The organism is Litoreibacter meonggei, assembly GCF_003663885.1.
Lineage (GTDB): Bacteria > Pseudomonadota > Alphaproteobacteria > Rhodobacterales > Rhodobacteraceae > Litoreibacter > Litoreibacter meonggei.
In genome coordinates this window covers 361,355-380,682 of record NZ_RCCE01000004.1, presented here as the reverse complement: position 1 = coordinate 380,682, position 19,328 = coordinate 361,355, and the positions used below count along the sequence as shown (strand labels likewise).

General features: G+C 59.5%; 16 protein-coding genes. 3 read left to right on the top strand and 13 right to left on the bottom strand.

Annotated elements, in window-relative coordinates; translation table 11 throughout:
* Nucleotides 1-75: 75 nt before the first annotated feature.
* Entirely contained in the window at nucleotides 76-633 is a 558-nt protein-coding gene (locus BCF46_RS13790; protein ID WP_121025274.1) for a lipid-binding SYLF domain-containing protein, read from the top strand.
* Nucleotides 634-1,274: 641 nt separating this feature from the next.
* On the opposite strand, the gene BCF46_RS13785 is transcribed toward BCF46_RS13790, so the two are convergent.
* Nucleotides 1,275-2,156: an NAD(P)-dependent oxidoreductase gene (locus BCF46_RS13785; protein WP_121025271.1), complete on the bottom strand. Its 882-nt coding sequence runs from the start codon at nucleotides 2,154-2,156 to the stop codon at nucleotides 1,275-1,277.
* 99 nt (nucleotides 2,157-2,255) lie between these two features.
* Between BCF46_RS13785 and BCF46_RS13780 the strand changes: the two genes are divergently transcribed.
* Both BCF46_RS13780 and BCF46_RS13775 read left to right on the top strand, forming a co-directional pair.
* A complete protein-coding gene (locus tag BCF46_RS13780; protein WP_121025268.1) occupies nucleotides 2,256-4,721 on the top strand; it encodes a penicillin acylase family protein in 2,466 nt (821 codons plus the stop codon).
* Nucleotides 4,718-5,254, top strand: coding sequence for a histidine phosphatase family protein (locus BCF46_RS13775; RefSeq protein ID WP_170157940.1), 537 nt, complete (start codon nucleotides 4,718-4,720; stop codon nucleotides 5,252-5,254). The genes BCF46_RS13780 and BCF46_RS13775 overlap by 4 nt, the downstream gene beginning before the upstream one ends.
* 13 nt (nucleotides 5,255-5,267) lie before the next feature.
* Here BCF46_RS13775 and BCF46_RS13770 read toward each other — a convergent pair whose 3' ends face one another.
* From BCF46_RS13770 to dusB, 12 genes are all read right to left on the bottom strand, one after another.
* Nucleotides 5,268-5,714 carry a hypothetical protein gene (locus tag BCF46_RS13770; protein ID WP_121025262.1) on the bottom strand — a complete coding sequence of 149 codons (447 nt, stop codon included), beginning with the start codon at nucleotides 5,712-5,714 and terminating at the stop codon, nucleotides 5,268-5,270.
* Entirely contained in the window at nucleotides 5,711-6,775 is a 1,065-nt protein-coding gene (locus BCF46_RS13765) for an agmatine deiminase family protein (RefSeq protein WP_121025259.1), read from the bottom strand. The genes BCF46_RS13770 and BCF46_RS13765 overlap by 4 nt, the downstream gene beginning before the upstream one ends.
* A gap of 77 nt (nucleotides 6,776-6,852) precedes the next feature.
* A complete protein-coding gene (locus BCF46_RS13760) occupies nucleotides 6,853-7,260 on the bottom strand; it encodes a DUF2177 family protein (protein WP_121025256.1) in 408 nt (135 codons plus the stop codon).
* Between the two features lie 66 nt (nucleotides 7,261-7,326).
* A complete protein-coding gene (gene hflX / locus BCF46_RS13755; protein WP_245990142.1) occupies nucleotides 7,327-8,613 on the bottom strand; it encodes a GTPase HflX in 1,287 nt (428 codons plus the stop codon).
* A complete protein-coding gene (gene hfq / locus BCF46_RS13750) occupies nucleotides 8,597-8,836 on the bottom strand; it encodes an RNA chaperone Hfq (protein ID WP_121025250.1) in 240 nt (79 codons plus the stop codon). Before hfq ends, hflX begins: the two co-directional genes overlap by 17 nt.
* A 153-nt stretch (nucleotides 8,837-8,989) precedes the next feature.
* Nucleotides 8,990-10,537, bottom strand: a complete 1,548-nt coding sequence (locus BCF46_RS13745) for a TrkH family potassium uptake protein (protein ID WP_121025247.1) — start codon at nucleotides 10,535-10,537, stop codon at nucleotides 8,990-8,992.
* A gap of 2 nt (nucleotides 10,538-10,539) precedes the next feature.
* A complete protein-coding gene (trkA, locus tag BCF46_RS13740) occupies nucleotides 10,540-11,934 on the bottom strand; it encodes a Trk system potassium transporter TrkA (RefSeq protein ID WP_281272104.1) in 1,395 nt (464 codons plus the stop codon).
* Between the two features lie 61 nt (nucleotides 11,935-11,995).
* The gene (ntrX, locus tag BCF46_RS13735) at nucleotides 11,996-13,417 is read right to left on the bottom strand and encodes a nitrogen assimilation response regulator NtrX (protein WP_121025240.1); all 1,422 of its coding nucleotides are present in this window, start codon (nucleotides 13,415-13,417) and stop codon (nucleotides 11,996-11,998) included.
* A gap of 25 nt (nucleotides 13,418-13,442) precedes the next feature.
* Nucleotides 13,443-15,701: a sensor histidine kinase NtrY-like gene (locus tag BCF46_RS13730; RefSeq protein WP_121025237.1), complete on the bottom strand. Its 2,259-nt coding sequence runs from the start codon at nucleotides 15,699-15,701 to the stop codon at nucleotides 13,443-13,445.
* Nucleotides 15,702-15,787: 86 nt separating this feature from the next.
* Nucleotides 15,788-17,158: a response regulator gene (locus tag BCF46_RS13725; RefSeq protein WP_121025234.1), complete on the bottom strand. Its 1,371-nt coding sequence runs from the start codon at nucleotides 17,156-17,158 to the stop codon at nucleotides 15,788-15,790.
* Between the two features lie 26 nt (nucleotides 17,159-17,184).
* Nucleotides 17,185-18,261 (bottom strand): two-component system sensor histidine kinase NtrB, encoded by a 1,077-nt coding sequence (locus BCF46_RS13720; protein WP_245990140.1) that lies wholly within the window; start codon nucleotides 18,259-18,261, stop codon nucleotides 17,185-17,187.
* The gene (gene dusB, locus BCF46_RS13715) at nucleotides 18,258-19,223 is read right to left on the bottom strand and encodes a tRNA dihydrouridine synthase DusB (protein ID WP_121025231.1); all 966 of its coding nucleotides are present in this window, start codon (nucleotides 19,221-19,223) and stop codon (nucleotides 18,258-18,260) included. Before dusB ends, BCF46_RS13720 begins: the two co-directional genes overlap by 4 nt.
* Between the last annotated feature and the right edge of the window lie 105 nt (nucleotides 19,224-19,328).

Below are 19,328 nucleotides of genomic sequence, written 5' to 3'. Positions count from 1 at the left end.
CACGGCTTGCCTTATTTTATCCACAAGGCCCAATTTCAGAGGTCAACGGCAGTAAAACAAATATAGGCATATCCCATGAGCATTCTCACTCGGCGCAATTTCCTTGCGACTTCCGGCAGCGCAACAGTTTTGGCGGCCTGCGGCAACGGCGTAAACTCTCAAGGCGGGTCAAAGATTGACGCCCGCGTGGATAGCGCCTTTGACTTTATGTATAGCAATGTGGGTGGCACGACCGACCTTGCGAACAAAGCAACGGGCATCTTGATGATGCCGCTGGTCTCCGAGGCGGGCTTCGGCATCGGCGGCTCCTACGGGCGCGGCGCGCTCAGGGTCAATGACGTGACGGTGGATTACTACTCGACCACTGCCGCCAGCTTTGGTTTCCAGATCGGCGCGCAGCAATATTCCCACGCGCTGTTCTTCATGACCGAGCAGGCCCTGTCAGACTTCCGCCGTTCCCCCGGCTGGACCCTTGGCGCAGACGCCCGCTACGCGGTGGCCAATGACGCGGGCAATCTGGGCGTGGATACCACGACAGCGCTGACACCGGTTATTGCCGTGGTCTTCGGCCAATCCGGCCTGATCGCCGGCGCGCAGGTTGAGGGCAACAAGTATAACCGTATCATCCCGTAAGGGGTCAAATAGGGCCCGCAAAACGCGGATATCGCCCTAAGACTAGTGTGCTCCGCGTCTCAAACTTGATCGCGGGGTTCTCATCGTGATATTCTTTGTCATATTTTTTTATGATTGGATGTTATGATGTTTAGAGCTTTTTCGCTTCTGTTTCTCCTTGGTTCACTCGCTTCGGCCGTTAGCGCTCAAGATGACGGTGTACTCAGCACAATTGGTATGTGCCGCATAGATGGTGTCAGCGGAGGAAATATTTCGGTTGCAAGTACGGTTTCAACTTGTTGGGGATCGCCGGAGTCGCAGGCCTATGATCGAGCGCAAAATCGGTCTCATGAGTTGGCATCTGAGCAATGCCCATCATTAGATGCCGCAAACGCCGCAAGTCGTTGTGCAGATGTGGGCAAAGATTTCGTTGCGAGCAACGTACCCTCGGTCCAAGTTACGCGCGAGGATGGCATCGACCGCGCCGAGAGAGGAGCGGAGGTTGTTACACGGATCGACAACACCGGACGTTGTACAATCAGCCGCCAGCGGGGCGCGACCGAAAACAGCACGAGCGGGAGCTGCTGGCCGTTTGGGCCACGACCTCGCGCACGCGTCACCGTTAGGTCCTACTGCGGATATGTTTGCCAATAGTCTGGTTTTCAACCCTCCCCGTCCAACGCTCTCAACCGCTTGATCAGAGACGACGTGTCCCAGCGTCCACCGCCGATCTTCTGCACATCCTTGTAGAACTGATCCACCAAGGCGGTCACCGGAAGGGACGCGCCGTTCTCGTCGGCGGTGTCCAGACAAATGCCCAAATCCTTGCGCATCCAGTCGACTGCGAAGCCGTGGTTGAACTCGTCGTCAATCATCGTCTCGAAGCGGTTCGACATCTGCCATGACCCCGCCGCGCCTTGGCTGATCACCTCGACCACCGCTTTGCCATCCAGCCCGGCTTTGTCGGCGAAATGCAACGCTTCAGACAGGCCTTGAACCAGTCCTGCGATGCAGATTTGGTTGACCATCTTGGTCAACTGCCCTGCCCCGTTCTCGCCGAGCCGTTTGCAGGCCTTGGCGTAGGCGTCGATCACAGGCTCCGCGCGGTCATAGGCGCCTTGGTCGCCGCCGCACATGACACCCAGCTGGCCATTCTCGGCCCCCGCTTGGCCGCCGGAGACCGGCGCGTCGACGAAGCTGATCTGCTTGGCATCCGCCACTGCATACAGTTCGCGGGTGACTTTAGCCGACACTGTCGTGTGGTCCACGAAGATCGACCCGGCCGACATGCCTGCAAAAGCTCCGTCATCGCCCAGACACACCGCGCGCAGGTCGTCGTCGTTGCCCACACAGGCCATGACGAAATCTGCGCCTTGCGCCGCCTCGCGCGGGGTGGCTGCGGCTGTGCCGCCATGCTCGGAGGCCCATTTCTGCGCTTTGGCCGCAGTACGGTTGTAAACGGTAACCTCGTGGCCCGCCTTGGCCAGATGCCCCGCCATCGGGTAGCCCATGACGCCCAACCCTAAAAAACTAACTTTGGCCATGCGCGGGCCCTCCCTGTTTCATCTGTTTGATTATGCCTGCCAACCGATGTAACGACAGGGGCTGAGGCGTCAATAGCGGCGCGCGGACATGGCGGGGCTATGGGTCTGATTTTTAGATGGTCGTTGCGGCTTTTCATGCTGCTTGTGGTACTGGCGGGGCTGGCGCTGACGGCTGTGTATTACCTCGCCTCGCGCTCGTTGATCGACTACAATGCCGACTACACCGTGCCTGCGATTAGCGGTCCGGTCGAGATCATCCGAAACAATTCCGGCGTGCCGCATATTTTCGCCGAGGCGGATGAGGACGTCTATTTCGGGCTGGGGTTTGCCCATGCCCAAGACCGTTTGTGGCAAATGGTCATGCTGCGCCGTACCGTGCAAGGCCGCCTGAGCGAGCTGTTCGGTGAGCGCACGCTGAATGTAGACAAACTGATCCGGCGCCTTGACCTGTACGGTCTCGCGCAACGCTCGGTTGCCGCACAAGACGCGGAGACCATGGCCGCACTTGACGCATATTCCGCTGGCGTCAACGCATGGCTGCGCACGGTGAACCAGCAAGCCTTGGGGCGCGGCGCACCGGAGTTCTTTGTCTTTTCGCCCCAAATCGCCCCATGGCAACCCGCTGACAGCATCGGGGTTATCAAACTTATGGGACTTCAGCTGTCCGGCCATCTGGAAGAGGAAGTCATCCGCGCCCGCACCTCGCTGCTGCTAACACCGGAACGCGTCCGCGATTTGCTGCCGGATACACCGGGCAAAGGCATAGCGGAGTTGGACTATGCGGGCCTGATGCAGGGCCTTGATCTGCCGCGTTATGCCGCGAATACCAGTGGGCCGAAGGGCCCGCTATCACCTTTCCCCGAGCGCGACTTGGCGGGTGCGTCCAATGCTTTCGCGGCGGCCCCTGAGCGTTCGGCGGCTGGTGGTACTTTGCTGGCAAATGACCCTCACCTTGCGCTGTCTGCCCCGTCGATCTGGTATCTGGCACGGCTGGACCTGTCCTCGGGCGGGGTTATCGGGGGGACCATTCCGGGAATGCCGATTGTGCTGACCGGTCGCTCCGACAAAGTGGGTTGGGGCGTGACGACAGCCTATGTGGACGACCAGGACGTGCTGATCGAGAAGCTCAACCCCGACAACCCGAACGAATACCTGACACCAGACGGCTACAAGCCGTTCCGCACCGGTCAGTCGATCATCGAGATCAAGGACGCCCCGTCCCAGACCATCAATTTGCGTTGGACCGATAATGGCCCCGTGCTGCCAGAGACTCATTACAACCTTGGCACAATCACTCCGTTGAACCATGAGGCGGCACTAAGTTGGACGTTACTCACGGACAAGGACACCTCCATTCAGGCCGCCTTGCGCATCATGAAAGCGAGCAGCACAGCCGGGGTCATTGCCGCGGCGGCCGACTACGTGTCCCCGGCGCAAAACCTGACCATCGTGGATCAGGACAGCATCGCGCTGAAAACCATCGGCCATGTACCGCGCCGCAACCCTGCGCATCAATCGCGTGGACGTATTCCATCGCCGGGATGGCTGGACCAGAACCGCTGGGTGGGAGTGATGCCTTATGCGTCGAACCCCGAGTTCACACGGCCCTCGGGTGGCATTCTGGGCAACACCAACAACAAGGTGATCGAGCGCCCCTTCCCCGACCATGTCAGCTACACCTATGGCGACACGCAGCGCGTCCAGCGCTGGCGGCGGCTGATGTTAAACCGTCAGGTGCATACCCGCGACAGCTTCGTGGAGGCGCAGTTGGACACGGTGTCGTTCACCGCGCGCTCCCTGTTGCCGCTGATTGCCGCCGATCTGTGGTTTACCGGCGAGGCTGCGCCCGATGGCACGCCGGAGCGGCAACGCCAGCGCGCGCTGGACCTGATGGCCGAATGGAACGGCGAGATGTCGGAGCATTTGCCCGAGCCATTGATTTACGCTGCGTGGCTTCGCGCGTTGCAATCGCGGCTGATCCGCGATGAGCTTGGTCCGCTGGAGACGGAATTTACCCATGTGGAGCCGCTGTTCATCGAGCGCGTGTTTCGCGATGCCGAGGGCGCTGCCGTGTGGTGTGACGTGCTGCAATCCGCCCCCATCGAGACCTGTACGGATGTCTCCCGTCAGGCACTGGACGACGCCTTGGTCTGGCTGAGCGAGAAATATGGCCCTGCAATCGAAAGCTGGCGGTGGGGCGACGCGCATGAGGCGACGCATGACCATCAGGTGTTGGGAAAAATCCCGTTGCTGTCGGTCTTCGTGAATATTCGTCAATCGACCTCTGGCGGCGACAACACGCTGTTACGCGGGCGCACGTCCGGCAAGGGAGCAGAGCCGTTCCAGAACGTGCATGCGGCGGGGTATCGCGGGGTCTATGATTTCGGCGACCCTGACAGCTCGCTGTTCGTGATGGCGACCGGACAATCCGGCCACCCACTTTCACGCCATTACGATGACTTGGGCGTGCTATGGCGACGCGGCGAGTATATCCCGATGTCGCTGGACCCCGAACTGGCGCGCGCTGGTGCTGTCGGCACGATCACGCTAAAGCCTATGCCATGAGTATCCACTTGATCCGCCATGGCCAGTCCGCCTTCAACGCCGTGTTTACCGGTGCAGGCGACCCGATGATCTTTGATGCCGGCCTGACCCCGCTTGGGCATGAACAGGCTACCGCAGCTCGCATACATGTGGCGGAGCTGGGCATTCGCGAGGTGATCTGCTCGCCGCTGACCCGTGCGCTGCAAACCGCCCGGCTGATCTTTCCGACCGACCACATTCATGTGGTCGCCGAAACCCGAGAGCATTTGGGGCATAGCTGCGACGTCGGACGCGCGCCCGCCGCATTGCAGGCAGTCTTTCCGGACATTAGTTTCAGCCATCTGCCCGACATCTGGTGGCATCAAGGGGAGTTGAATGCCGTCGGCGTGCCGGTTGAGCCAGCGGATGTGTTCGAGGCGCGAATGGTGCTGCTTGCAAGCGCTTTACGCGCTCGCGATGCCCGCCCGTTAGCCGTAGTCTGCCACGGGCATGTGATTGACGCGCTGACAGGCACGCATCCCGATAATTGCGGCATCGTGGAGCTTCGAAACTAGATACGGCTGCCCGCTAGCAGGACGGCGTTGCAGGACAGTTCGCCGCGCGGAACTGCTTGAGCAAGGTCGCCATGGCATCCGTCTCGCCCAGATGCTGGCCCGCGGCGCAGATCGCCGCCTGATGCGGCATGAGCGCGTCGGTGAAGGTGGCCTCCCAGCCTTCGCTGACTTCCAGCATCTGCTCGGCGGAATAGAGCAAGTGATCCACGAAGGCGCGATAGGCCCCTGCGGTGTCACCCTCCATCAAGGCACAGGCATCGACGGGTGTTGCGAAATCCGGATGGCTGACGGACAACGTGAGGTGGCTGCGATAGGCCTCGCGGGCAGAGGCAGCGGCGGCGATGCGGTCGGCCTCGTCCAGCTGCACTTTCACACCTATCAACGCGATCACCGCAACGCAGGCTGTGACGATTGCCGCCCCCGCCTCGATTCCTACGGCGTTCCGTTTGAACCAGCTCATATCGCGGGCATCTGCTGGGTCGCGCAGTGGATACCGCCGCCCAGCTCTCCCAGAGGGTCGACATTCAGCGTGATGATTTCCCGCCCCGGGTAGTGGCGCTTCAGAGCTGCGACCGCCTCCGCATCGGCCTGCTGGTCGCCGAACTGTGCGGCGATCACACCGCCGTTGCAAACGTAGTAGTTGGCATAGGACGCAACGAAGTCGACGGATTTGACCCGACGGCGGTCCGGCTCGTAGATCACGTCCATGTCCAGCCCTGCGGCTTCCAGTGCGTCATGGGTGTCGAGGGCGGCCATGTGGAATGGGTCGGACTTGTCCGGTTCTGCGGGCAGGTTGATCAGGACCCTGCCCGGTCCGGTGAACCGTGCCAGACTGTCGATGTGGTAGTCGGTGATGTCCTCGCCCCAAACGCCCTCAGACCAGATCATCCGGTCGGCACCATACGCCTCCAATAACGCGGCTTCGATTTGATCACGGCTCATACCGGGGTTGCGGTTGTCATTCACCCACGAGCTTTCATGAGCGGCCAGCAGCCCGTGCCCGTCTTGCTCCACGCCACCAGCCTCGCCCTTCAAGGGCGTGGGCAACAGCGGCAGATCGAGGCGTGCGGCCACGGCTTCGGCAATGCGGGCATCGCGGGTGTTGACCTGCTTTTCGCCCCAACCGTTGAACTGGATATGGCGGATGGCCAATTGCTTGCCATCGGTGACGAAGATCGGGCCTGCGTCACGGCACCACAAATCCTCGGTCGGGATATCCCAAAGCTCGACCTTGGCGGACAGCATCTTGCGGGCGCGGGAATGGTCGGACTTTGCCGCCAGCATCGTCACCGGCTCGAACTCGGAAATGGCATTGGCAATCCGTGCTATTGCGTCTTGAGTCATGTCCAGAAAAACCGGATCGGGATGGACCTTCCGGCTGACGGGCCATTGCATAAACGTCCGTTGATGCGGGCTTTCCTCTGGTGGCACGCGGAAGCCGTCACGGGCCAGAACGGATGTGGGCAAAGAGGCGGCGAGGATCATGGCGGCCCCTCCTTTAAGTGCTTGGCGTCGGTTCATAAATCATACCCTCGAGGTCATTTTCGACCGTAGGGCTGTGCTGTTTCCGCGTCAAATACTCCTGTGTGGAAAAGCCATTAGCCGACTGCCCGCGTGATCATGACCCCCAAGGTGGCGGAGGTTGCGGTCAGCAGCGTGCCCCATGTCAAATCGGTGGCGACCATGGTCCATGTCCAGCCTTTTATCACCGCCAGCGAGGTGAATTCGTATGTACCATAGCCGAACGCCCCGAGAAGGGCGGCGGTGCCGAAGACCCAAAGCAAGGATTTGTCCTCTGCCAATGCGGGGATGGAGACAAACCACAGCAAGGCCACGATGTAGAACGCATAGAACAGCAACGCCGGGCCATAGCGGGGCTGGTCCAGAATCAAGTCGGGAATGTAGCGCTCAAATACGGGTTTGATCAGGTAGCTCAACCCGATGTAGTCGAGAACCAAGAACAGCCCGAAGGTCGCGGCGTAGAGGATCAGGTAGGTGCTGGCCATGTGCGAAATGCTCCTTTGCGTTACCTGACGCATATAGAGCGGGAAACGGGCAGGGCCACGCCTGGGCTACAGTTTTTCGAACTGGCCTTTCTGGGCCGCATTCCATGTCACCGTCAGGTTGAATCCGGTCTCGGTCTGCTCTTCGCTATCCACGACTTCCTGTCCGAACAACCATGCGCGCGCCTTGCCGTCGGCAAAACCCAACTCGATCACTTCGGTGGTGGAGCCTGCACGCAGCAAAGTCGTGACCGCGTCCAGCAGCCCGTCGACCCCTGCCCCCGTGATCGAGGAGGTCAGGAAGATATGCTCGTCTCGGTCCGCCTTGTTGGTCGCGGCTTCCAGCGCGTCGGTGGCCAGTTTGTCGGACTTGTTCCAGACCTCCAGCACCGGCACGTCCTTGTCGACGCCCAGATCGGTCATAATCGCGCGCACGTCGCGGGCTTGGCCTTCGCTTTCAGGATGCGAAATATCGCGGACATGGAGGATCAGATCGGCTGACAACACCTCCTCCAGCGTGGCGCGGAAGGCGGCGACGAGTTGTGTTGGCAGGTCCGAGATGAAGCCCACCGTGTCGGACATGATGATTTCCAGCCCGTCCGGCAACTCGACCGAGCGCATGGTCGGGTCCAGCGTGGCAAACAGCATGTCTTTCACCAGCACTTCGGCTCCCGTCAGGCGGTTGAACAGTGTGGATTTGCCTGCGTTGGTGTAGCCCACGAGGGCCACCACCGGATAGGGCACCTTGGCGCGGGCGGCGCGGTGCAGCTCGCGGGTTTTGACGGTTTTCTCTAGCTGTCGGCGGATACGCACGATGGCGTCGTCGATGGCGCGCCTGTCGGCCTCGATCTGCGTCTCGCCGGGGCCGCCGACAAAGCCAAGCCCGCCGCGCTGGCGTTCAAGGTGGGTCCATGCGCGGACAAGGCGGGTGCGTTGGTAGCTGAGGGCGGCAAGTTCCACCTGCAACACGCCTTCGCGGGTAGCTGCGCGGTCGGAGAAGATTTCCAAAATCAGGCCGGTGCGGTCGAGGATCTTGACCCCCCACTCCTTCTCCAGATTGCGCTGCTGCACTGGGGACACGGGGCCGTCGATCAGGACAAGCTCGACCTCGGCTTCTTTCAGGCGGTTCTTTAACTCGACGATTTTGCCGGTGCCGAAAAGTGTGCCTGCTTTGACCTTCGGCAATGGCACGATTTCAGAGCCCGCGACTTCCAGTCCGGGTAACGCGTCAGCCAAGGATACGGCTTCGGCCAGCGCCATGCTGGACAACCTGCGGGCCTTGACGTCTTTAATGTCGGGGTGGATCACCCAAGCGCGGGTGAGGCCGGCTTCTTCGGTTTCAAGAATTATTTTCACCGTCGTAAAGGTTGATGGGCTGCGATGGCATGATCGTGGAGATCGCGTGCTTGTAGACAAGCTGCGACTGTCCATCACGGCGCAAGAGCACGCAGAAATTGTCGAACCAGGTGATGACGCCCTGCAATTTGACGCCGTTGATCAGAAAGATCGTAACCGGAATTTTGGTTTTCCGGACGTTATTCAAAAATGCGTCTTGAAGGTTTTGCTTATCAGCGGCCATTTTTATTGCCTTTGTTTTTGCGCTTACTGTGCGAGTGCCATTGAATTGGGCACACTGTCCCTGACGAATTGTCAGTATGTCTTGGGTTTTATAGGAGGTCCAGCCCCGAAATTAAGGTTTTCTGGCAGGCTGTTGCCCAAATTCGCACGTCGATTAACGCCGCCAGAAGTCGGGGTTGAACAAGGCGATGATGGCAAGGGTTTCCATCCGTCCCAGCACCATAGCGCCGATCAGGATCGTTTTGGCTTGAACCGACAGATCGGCGTAGCTGGCGCCAGTGTCCAAGGCGACGTGAACCAGTGGACCGGTGGTCGACAATGCCGCGATTGCGAAGATGACAGCTTCATCAAAGCGCAACCCGGTGAACGCCAGTGCTACGACGACACCTGCAATCGACAATGCGAAGAGCATGAAGAAAATCCACGCGATAAACGCGCCCTCGCGGCGCATGCCACGCCCAAGCCGTCCGCCGCCCCCGACCGAGGATGGATGAACCAGCCGCTCCATCTCTCGCAGCCCGTGTTTGTAGAGCGCATAGAAGCGTAGCAGTTTCACCCCGCCCGCCGTGGTGGCGACGCCGCCGCCCATGATTGCCAACCCAGCAAGGATCAACCCCGGTGTGGGCAATGCCGACCAGTCGCGCGCAGCCTCCCAATCGGTCGAGACAAACCCTGTGGTTGTCAGGAAGGACAGCACGGTGAACATGGCACCCCAGAACGCCTTGATGGACGCCAGAACATTGGCTTCCTCGTTGACCTCGATCGCGCCGATAAAATGCCGAAACCACAAGGCCAGCGGCACGGCGATCACAAAGACAAACGCCACCCGCATTTCCGCGTCTTCCTTCAAACTGGGCAGGTAGTGCTTGTCCAAAGGTAACGCGATAACCTGACGGGAGATCGCGACCATTAGAAAGGCAAAGATAACCACCTCTCCCGGGGTCGTCATGCCCATATCAATCATCGTTTTCATTGGCAGAATGCCGCTAGTCGACATGGTTGAAAGGGCGATCATCAGGCCGTGAAAGCTGCCCGTGCCGCTGATCACCTGAAGCAACCAGATGATGAGTGTCAGCGCCAGATATATCGGCAGGATTTTAGCCGTGTAGCGGGCCATGCGTTGATTGGGCTCGGTGGCTTTGGCCAGTTGCGCGCCTGATCCCGGGCGTCCGCCGCTGGAGGCGGTGGGCCGTAGGACCTCGAAACCGCCAAGGGTCATCGGGGCTAGAATGGCGACTGCCGACAGGATCACAAGAAAGCCGCCCATCCAGCCCACAAGGCCACGCCACAAGTGAACAGGATCGGGCACCACGCGCGGGGTGTCGAGGATCGACGCGCCTGTTGTGGTGATGCTGGACACCATCTCGAAATATGCGTTGAAGAACGACATCGACGGCCGCGCCTCGTGCAACGGTATGGCGAGCATCACCGGCAGCACCAAAAACGCCGCCACGAGGGTTAGAAGCTGGCTGCGGGCCACATTGCGGACCGGCTGGCGGAAGGTCGCCAAAGCGATAAGCGCGGAGAGGGTCAAAAACAGCACCGCACCGTAGAAAAACGGCTGTGCAACACGGTGCTGGTTCAAGGCCAACGCGTGGATTGCGGGGATCAGCATGGCCGCAGCCCCTGCCCCCATGAGTTGCACCAGCAGAGGCAGCCTAAGCAGTACGGGAATGGTTGACGCTTTGGTGCTCTGGCCCATGATCAGAAGAAGTCGACCGAGACCTGCAACAGCCGCTCGACCTCTGGGACATCCGCGGAAAGCGCGAAAATCACGATGATATCACCTTCTTCGATGCGCGTGCCGCCTTCAGGCCGGACGATTTTTTGCCCCTTCTGAATTGCGCCGACAAGCACGCCTTCGGGAAAGTTCATGTCGCGGATGCGCTGGCCCGCAATCGGGGATGTGGACAGCACTTGCGCCTCGATCACTTCGGCCTCGGCATCGCCAATGGAGTAAATCTGGCGCACGCGGCCATGGCGGATGTGGCGCAGGATCGACGACACGGTGGTGGCGCGCGGATTAATATACGCGTCGACGTCGAGTGGCTCCATCAAGGGCACCAGTGTCGGATCGTTGACCAGCGCAATAGCCATGGGGCAGCCTTCGGCCTTGGCGCGCACAGCGGCCAGCAGATTGGTCTTATCGTCATCGGTTACGCATAAAACAGCGTCGGCGCGTTTGATGTTGGCTTCGTTGAGCAAATCCGCACTTAGCCCGTCGCCATGTAGCACAATTGTGCGCTCCAGCAGATTGGCGGCGCGCTCGGCGATTTTGCGGTCTTTCTCGATAATCTTGGCACGGATGCGGTCAGTGCGGGCCTCTAAGGCCTGCGCCACTGCAAGGCCAACATTGCCGCCGCCGATGATAACCACACGTTCCTGCTTGGACTGGGTTTTGCCGAAAATTTCCATGGTGCGCGGCACGTCTTCGCGATGGGCGCAGACATAAACCTGATCGCCATCAAACAGCTGATCGTTCGGATCAGGTGCAAATAGATGACCTTCGCGGCGGACAGCCACGACGACGGCCCGCAGGGTGGAAAACAGCTCGGTCAGTTGCCGAAGCGGCGTGTTGAGAACGGGGCAGTCATCCAGAAGCTGGATGCCCAGAAGCTGCGCTTGGCCTGACAGGAAGTTTTCGGTGTCAAAGGCGGCGGGATCGGCAAGGCGTTGCAGCGCGGCCTCGGCCACTTCTTTCTCCGGGCTGATCACCACGTCGATGGGCATGTGGTCGCGGCGATAGAGGTCGGAATAGATCGCCGTGAGATAGCTTTGCGACCGCAGCCGCGCAATTTTGCGCGGGACGGAAAAAGCCGAGTGCGCCACCTGACAGGTGACCATATTCACCTCGTCCGAATAGGTCGCGGCGATGATCATATCGGCATCGCGCGCGCCTGCACGATCCAGCACGTCTGGATAGCTGGCGAAACCGGTTATGCCTTGCACGTCCAGCGTCTCGGTGGCGCGGGCCACCAGTTCGGGGTTGTTGTCCACGACCGTTACGTCGTTCTTCTCGCTCGACAGATGGCGGGCGATTTGCCACCCCACCTGACCGGCCCCACAGATGATGACTTTCATCGGATTAACCCCGTTTATTCGAGTGCCAAGCCATGGCAGATGGGCGCGCGCCGGTCAATTGGTTAGCACGCGGCCCTTCTTACTCGGATCCCGCCTCCGCCATATCTTCGTCCTGAACTTGCGCCACCCGTGCGCCTGCTTTGTTGGAGGTCACCACACCAAGGGATTTGAGCTTGCGGTGCAAGGCGCTGCGCTCCATCCCGACAAAGGCCGCAGTGCGGGATATGTTGCCACCAAAGCGGTTGATCTGGGTCATCAGATACTCGCGCTCGAACAGTTCACGCGCTTCGCGCAAAGGCAATGTTGCAAGGTTGCCGCTGATGGTCACACCGCTTTCGCTTTCCACAGCGCCCTCGGATTGCGGCAGTTCCTTGGCTTCGATCTCGCCTTTGTCTGGACCAAGGATCAAAACCCGCTCGATGACATTCTTGAGCTGGCGGATATTGCCCGGCCACTGCATGGTTTGCAGCAGCGTCACAGCATCCTCGGCCAGCGTGCGCATTGGCAAGCCTTGGGTCTTGTTGAAGCTTTCGATGAAATAGTTGGCAAGGGTCGGAATGTCCTCGCGGCGGTCTTCAAGGCTTGGAACATGGATCGGCACTACGTTGAGGCGATGATACAGCTCTTCGCGGAAGGAGCCCTCTTCGATCGCTGCCGCCAGATCACGGTTGGTTGACGTGATGACCCGTAGATCGACGCGCACCATATCGTTACCACCAACGCGCTGGAATTGTTGCTCGACCAGTACCCGAAGGATTTTGGATTGCGTGCCAAGGGGCATGTCGGCCACCTCGTCAAAGAAGATGATACCGCCATGGGCCTGTTCCAGCAGGCCCGGCTCGACACCGCGTTCCTTGCTTTCACGACCGAACAGGACCTCTTCCATACGCTCCGGCTCGACGGTGGCGCAGTTGACGGTCACGAATGGCGCTTGGGCGCGGTTGGAATTGGTGTGGATATAATGGGCTGCCACATCCTTGCCAGCCCCTGCCCCACCCGTCAGCATGACGCGGCCATTAGAGCCTGTCACTTTGTCGAGCTGGGCTTGCAGCGCCTTGAAGGCCGAGCTTTCGCCAATGATCTCGGCGGAAGTTACCTCGCCGCGTTTCAACTGGTTGTTCTCGCGGCGCAGGCGAGAGGTTTCCATGGCGCGAGTGATCACCACCATTAACTGGTCGATGTTGAACGGCTTCTCGATGAAGTCGTAAGCGCCTTGTTTTATTGCAGCGACAGCGATTTCGATATTGCCGTGACCAGAGATGATGACCACCGGTACATCAGGATTGTCGCGTTTGACGTGTTTGAGAATGTCGATCCCGTCCATGGCGCTGTCTTTTAGCCAGATATCAAGGATCATCAGCGCCGGAGGTTCAGCGTTGATCTCAGCCATGCAGGCCTCAGATGTGCCCGCCAGCCGCGTGGTGAACCCTTCATCCTTAAGGATGTCCGAGATCAGTTCCCGAATGTCCCGTTCGTCGTCTACGATCAGAATATCGCCCATATTTCTGTTCCTTATAAACGGCCCGTTAGGCCACGTTCTTGCGTTTAGCGGCCGACAGACGTGGCAGTTTTACGACTGCCTTAGCGCCTTGATGGCCAGTGTCGTCGAAGGGATCGGCGTCGCGCAGCACGAGGCTGCCGCCATGCTCTTCGATAATTTTCTTCACGATGGGCAGGCCAAGACCGGTGCCCTTCGCGCGGGTGGTTACATACGGCTCAAACAGCCGTGTGCGGTCTTCTGGAAGGCCGATGCCGTTGTCCGAAATGGTTAATGTCACGTCCTTGTCGGTGGTGCTGACCGCCAGCTTGATCTGTGGGGTATGGCTGTCCGGCGCGCCCGCCTCTTGGTAACTCTCGATCGCTTCGCCTGCGTTTTTGATCAAGTTGGTCAGCGCCTGCCCGATCATGGTTTGATCCAGATCAGCCAGAATGGAGGGCTCGCCGCACTCCAACGTAATCTCAACGCCGGGTTGGCCGGATTGTTGAAGCACCACGGCATCGCGCACCAGCTTCATAAGGTCTGTCTCTCGCAGCTCAGGCTCCGGCATGCGGGCGAATTTCGAGAACTCGTCGACGATGCGGCGCAGGTCGTTGGTTTGGCGGATAATTACGTCGGTGTATTGCTCCAAACTCTCCAACTCATCACCTGCCAGCGGCGCGAACTTGCGTTTCAGACGTTCAGCAGACAGCTGGATCGGGGTTAACGGATTCTTGATCTCATGTGCAATCCGGCGGGCCACATCGCCCCATGCGGCCATCTTCTGGGCGCTGACCAACTCGGATACGTCATCGAAGGCCAGCACATAGCCCTCCAGATCGCCATATTCGGAGTTCCGAGTGGCAATCCGTACCAACAGGCTTTCGAGCTGGCCGCGGCGGGTGATCTTGACCTCTTCCTGTGCTGTTTCTGCGCCGGTATCGGCCAGCAGGGTCAACAGGGACCCAAACTCTGGGACTGCATCGGTCAAGGCACCGGAAATGTCGGTTTCACCCTCCAAATCCAGCAGGCGCAAAGCGGAGCGGTTCATGAATGTAATTTGATTGTCAGCATCAAGACCGATCACGCCGGCGGTGACCGATGACAGGACAGAGTCAAACAAGCGACGACGGCGCTCGATCTGTTCCGTGTTGCTCAGAAGCGTTTCCCGTTGCACTTTAAGTTCGCGCGTCATTTGGTTGAAAAGACGTCCTAAAAGGGCGATTTCGTCCTCGCTTTTGGCCTCGATGACCTGCACGTCCAGATCACCTGCCCCAACCCGCTGTGCCGCACTGGCGAGCTGGCCCACCGGGCGGGCAAGACGCTCGGCGAACCACAGGCCCAGCCAGATCGCCGCAAGGATCAGAATCAGCGCGAAACCCAAGTAGATCAGGCCGAACTCAAACAGCAGCCTGCCGCGATCGTTTTCGAGTTGTTGATAGAGGCGCACCGTCTCTTGGGTCTGGTCCAACAGACTCAGGATCTCGCCGTCCACCGTGCGGCTAATGTAGAGGTAGCGATCCGGATAAGCGCTGAGGCGCAGGAGCGAGCGGAACTCGTTATTAGGCCAGTCCTCGATCACCACAGGTTTGTTATTCTGCGCTTCCTTAAATGCGACCTCGGGGACAGGCTCGAAGTCAAAGCGATACGATCTGTTTCCCCGTGCCTTCAGGTTGCCAACACCATCGACGATAAACGCTTCTTTCAGGCCACGCTGAACCTGTTCTTGGGCCTGCGTGAGAACCTGCCGCAGATCGGAATCAGAAATGAAATTAGTCGTTTGCTTGGCGATATTCATGTAACCGGCAAGCCGCAACGCATCTTCGCTCAGGTCGTCATGCTGCTTCTTCTCGTAGGCCTGAGCCGCCGAAAGTGAGGTGCCGACCACATTACGCACGCGATCGGAAAACCAGCCTTCAAGGCCGAAATTCAGCGTCACAACCGCGAAGATTGCCACCAGAACAGTCGGGATGAGCGCGACCAACGCGAACACGCCAGTGAGGCGCAAATGCAACTGGGATCCGGCAGAATTGGCACGGCGGGAGGCAACGATCTTGCCGACCTTCTGGGCCACCAATGCGGCGACCACGAGGACATAGACCAGATCGGCCAAAAGGATCAGGCGAATACCGCTCGATGTCGGGTCCAATTCAAACGGGCCAAGGCCCATATAGGTGAGAACCGCCAGCACTGGACCCAACACAACAAGGCCGAGGGTGGCAAAATTTTGCACCCTGCGCTGCTTGCGTAACCGATTCAGCCTGTCCCAAGCCGCAGTGCGACCGTGAGTCCCGCTTTGGGTTTTCATCTGCTTTCTTACCGCCTTGCCACGTCTTGTTGATGTGATCGTTGAACCGTCCATGCGGCTCAATCGTCACGGTGACTGTTGCGGTTTTACATCAACTTACGGCGCCGTGTCACGCGAATATCGAGGTCGGTCACCTTTTTTCTCAAGGTATTGCGGTTGATGCCAAGTAAATCGGCACATTTAGCCTGATTTCCGCCTGTGGCTTCGAGTGCAATCTCCATCATTGGAAGCTCCACCTCGCGCAAAATACGCTGGTAAAGGCCCGGTGGCGGCAACACTCCGCCATGCAGGTCGAAATAGCGGCGCAGGTGCAACGCCACGCAGGAGGACAGTTTGTCGGCGCTGCCACCGCCCATCAGGGGCTCCATTTCGGGCTGATTGCCAAGAACCGTTTCAACGTCGCCGCGCCCGATATCTGTTTCGGCGGCGGTGACGATCAGGCGGCGTACAGTATTTTCCAGCTGGCGCACATTGCCGGGCCAGCTATAGGCACGGACCATTTCAAGCGCTTCTTTCGAAAATTGTCGCGACGGCGCGCCATCGCGTTCAGCTTTTAGCAAGAAATGGTCCGTCAAAAGCGGAATGTCTTCCACCCGTTCACGCAAGGACGGCACAGTCACAGTGACACCGCACAGGCGATAGAACAGATCCTGGCGAAAATCACCGGCTTCCATCTTGGCCATCAAGTCTTGTTGGGACGTCGCCAGAATGCGCGGCGCGTCGTCGGTTAGGCTGTCGAGCATCCGTACGATGCGGGCCTGTGCATCATCATCAAGGTCGGACACTTCGTCGAACAAGATTGACCCACCGCGCGCGCGGCTGAGGATGGTCGCGGGGCCCTCCATCGCGGCCAGATCATTTGGGGTTGCGGTCACAAAGGGCAAATTTCGACGGTCGGAAAAATCGTGAATGGCGCGGGCGATCAGGCTTTTTCCGGTTCCACTTTCGCCAGTGATCATCACCGCGAGATCCGTGTTCATAACCCGTGCCACGAGGCGATACAGCTCTTGCATGGCCGGCGTGCGCCCGACCAGTGGCAGGTCGTCCCCCTCGCCCGTCGGCTCATCAGCTGTGCGTGGCTTGGACACCACGCGTTTGCGGTCCAGCGCACGCGCAGCGCGTTTCATCAGGTCGGGCAGGTCAAACGGCTTGGGCAGATAGTCGTAGGCGTCGGCCTCGGTCGCCTGAATGGCGGTCATGATGGTGTTTTGCGCCGAGATGATAATCACGGGCAAAGACGGGCGTTGTTCTTTGATGGCTGGCAGCAGTTCCAGCCCGTTACCGTCAGGCATCATCACGTCGGAGATCACCAGATCGCCCTTCCCCTCACCCACCCATCGCATCAGGGTTGTTAGCGACGAGGTGGCGTGAACCTTGCAGCCTGCCCGTGTCAGGGCTTGCGTCAATACGGTGCGAATAGTGCGGTCGTCATCTGCGACCAATACGGTGCCGTCCATCGGTTAAGGTCTCTCTTTCGGCTTTGTCATGTAATGTGATCTTTTGGGGCGACGGGAAGTGAAATGCGAAACACCGTGCGCCCGGGTGCAGAGCTGACCGATATCCAACCGTCATGTTCGGATACGATTTTCGATACCAATGCCAGCCCGAGACCTGTGCCGTTGTCACGACCGGAGACGAACGGCTCGAAAACCTGACCGGCCAGGTTGTCGGGCAATCCCGGCCCGTCGTCGATAATCTCGACCTGAAGTGGTACGGCCGCGCGGGTGCCATCGGGGCGCTCTACACGCAGGGACATCTCGTAGAAGGTCCGGATTTCTATCGTCCCGCCAGTTTTGTCGGAGGCCTCCGCCGCGTTCTTCAGCAGGTTCTGGAAGACCTGAAGCAACTGGTCAGAATCCGCAAAGGTAGAGGGCAGCGAGGGGTCGTAGTTTTCCTTGATCTTCATATGTGCAGCGAAGCCCACGGCAGCGCTTTTCTGCGCGCGGTCCAGCACGTCGTGCAGGTTTACTGGCTTGCGCATAGGCGGGCGTAGATTACCAAACTGCTCCACCTGTTCCAGAAGTTTAACCACGCGGCGGGATTCCTCGACGATCAGATCGGTCAACTCGATGTCGTCGCCAGACAGGCTCATGCTGAGAAGTTGCGCCGCGCCGGTGATGCCCGCGAGAGGGTTTTTAATCTCATGGGCCAGCATTTCTGCCATGCCTATGGCGGACCGCGCCGCACTTTTGGATTTCAGGTCGCGGCCCATCTTTTGGGCAATTTCGCGCGGCTCCATCAGGATCATGATATAGTCGGGCCTGTCGACCATGGTGGTCAGCTGCACGTTGCACTGCACCGGAGGTTTTTCACCCGAACCAACATCGACGGTGTTCACGAATAGCGCGGAGTTATCGCGGCGCACGCGGGTAACGGCCTCGTCCAGCGGGGCGTTAACGTGGAGTTTATCCCAGACCGGCGCACCGCGCAGGGACTTGGCGGAGGCGTTCATGAATATCTCGCCCGCGGGGTTAATCTCGGCGATGTTGCTCTGCCCGTCGATGACGAGACAGGGTACGGGCAGCGAAATCCACAATGTGTCAAAGAAATGGGCGGTCACGCGGCGTTCCCTTCGTGCAGGGCGAGTGGCAAGAGTTTCAGCACATGCGACGGACTTTTCGCCGTCAGAATCTCGCGGCGGAGCGGGGCAGCGGTCCCTGCCCCGTCCATGTACCAGCCCAAGTGTTTGCGTGAGACGCGCAAGCCAAGGTCGCTGCCGTAGAATTCAAGCATATCCTCGTAATGCGTGGCGATCATGTCGCCCAGAGCTGCGCCTTGCGGGATGGTGGGGGCAGTCGTGCCGTGAAGATCGTGCGCGACCTCGGCCAACGCCCAAGGACGGCCTTGCGCACCGCGCCCGATCATCACGCCATCTGCGCCGGAGGCGTCGAGCGCGGTGCGGGCGGTTGTTACATCGGTGATATCGCCGTTCGCGACCACAGGGATGGACACCACATCTTTCACCGCACGGATCGCGGACCAATCGGCGTGACCCTTGTAGAACTGGCAGCGGGTGCGGCCATGGATCGTGATCATCTGTATCCCCGACTCCTGCGCGCGGATCGCCAGTGTCGGCGCATTCAGCAGGGAATCGTCCCAGCCAAGACGCGTTTTGAGGGTCACAGGGACGTCGACCGCCTCCACCACCGCCTCGATGAGCGTCAAAGCGTGGTCGAGGTCTTTCATCAGCGCCGAGCCAGAGTAGCCACTGGTGACCTTCTTGGCAGGACAACCCATGTTGATGTCGATCACACGGGCGCCGTTGGCGGCGACGATGCGAGCGGCTTCGGCCATCCAGTATGCCTCGCGTCCGGCCAATTGCACGGATGTGTTGGCAAATTCCATACCCAACTCGGCTTTTTCCCGCGTGCCGGGTCTGGCTTGGACCATCTCTTGGCTGGCGACCATTTCAGACACCACCAGACCTGCGCCGAAACTGGAGACCAGCTTGCGAAACGGCAAATCGGTGATGCCCGCCAAAGGGGCGAGCAAAACCGGAGGGTCGATCAGGTGATCTGCCATCTGAATGGACAAACGATTAATCCTTGTGCAGTTATCACTTGGCTACCCGCTTAGAACAGGGCTGGCAACGTTATGCGCAAGGGAAACCACCAGGACGCGGCGCTT

Bases quoted from the DNA above. Each gene is read 5' to 3' on its own strand.
- BCF46_RS13790 (WP_121025274.1), top strand. From the start codon at position 76: ATGAGCATTCTCACTCGGCGCAATTTCCTTGCGACTTCCGGCAGCGCA.
- BCF46_RS13785 (WP_121025271.1), bottom strand. From the start codon at position 2,156: ATGGCCAAAGTTAGTTTTTTAGGGTTGGGCGTCATGGGCTACCCGATG.
- BCF46_RS13780 (WP_121025268.1), top strand. From the start codon at position 2,256: ATGGGTCTGATTTTTAGATGGTCGTTGCGGCTTTTCATGCTGCTTGTG.
- BCF46_RS13775 (WP_170157940.1), top strand. From the start codon at position 4,718: ATGAGTATCCACTTGATCCGCCATGGCCAGTCCGCCTTCAACGCCGTG.
- BCF46_RS13770 (WP_121025262.1), bottom strand. From the start codon at position 5,714: ATGAGCTGGTTCAAACGGAACGCCGTAGGAATCGAGGCGGGGGCGGCA.
- BCF46_RS13765 (WP_121025259.1), bottom strand. From the start codon at position 6,775: ATGAACCGACGCCAAGCACTTAAAGGAGGGGCCGCCATGATCCTCGCC.
- BCF46_RS13760 (WP_121025256.1), bottom strand. From the start codon at position 7,260: ATGGCCAGCACCTACCTGATCCTCTACGCCGCGACCTTCGGGCTGTTC.
- hfq (WP_121025250.1), bottom strand. From the start codon at position 8,836: ATGGCCGCTGATAAGCAAAACCTTCAAGACGCATTTTTGAATAACGTC.
- BCF46_RS13745 (WP_121025247.1), bottom strand. From the start codon at position 10,537: ATGGGCCAGAGCACCAAAGCGTCAACCATTCCCGTACTGCTTAGGCTG.
- ntrX (WP_121025240.1), bottom strand. From the start codon at position 13,417: ATGGGCGATATTCTGATCGTAGACGACGAACGGGACATTCGGGAACTG.
- BCF46_RS13730 (WP_121025237.1), bottom strand. From the start codon at position 15,701: ATGAAAACCCAAAGCGGGACTCACGGTCGCACTGCGGCTTGGGACAGG.
- BCF46_RS13725 (WP_121025234.1), bottom strand. From the start codon at position 17,158: ATGGACGGCACCGTATTGGTCGCAGATGACGACCGCACTATTCGCACC.
- dusB (WP_121025231.1), bottom strand. From the start codon at position 19,223: ATGGCAGATCACCTGATCGACCCTCCGGTTTTGCTCGCCCCTTTGGCG.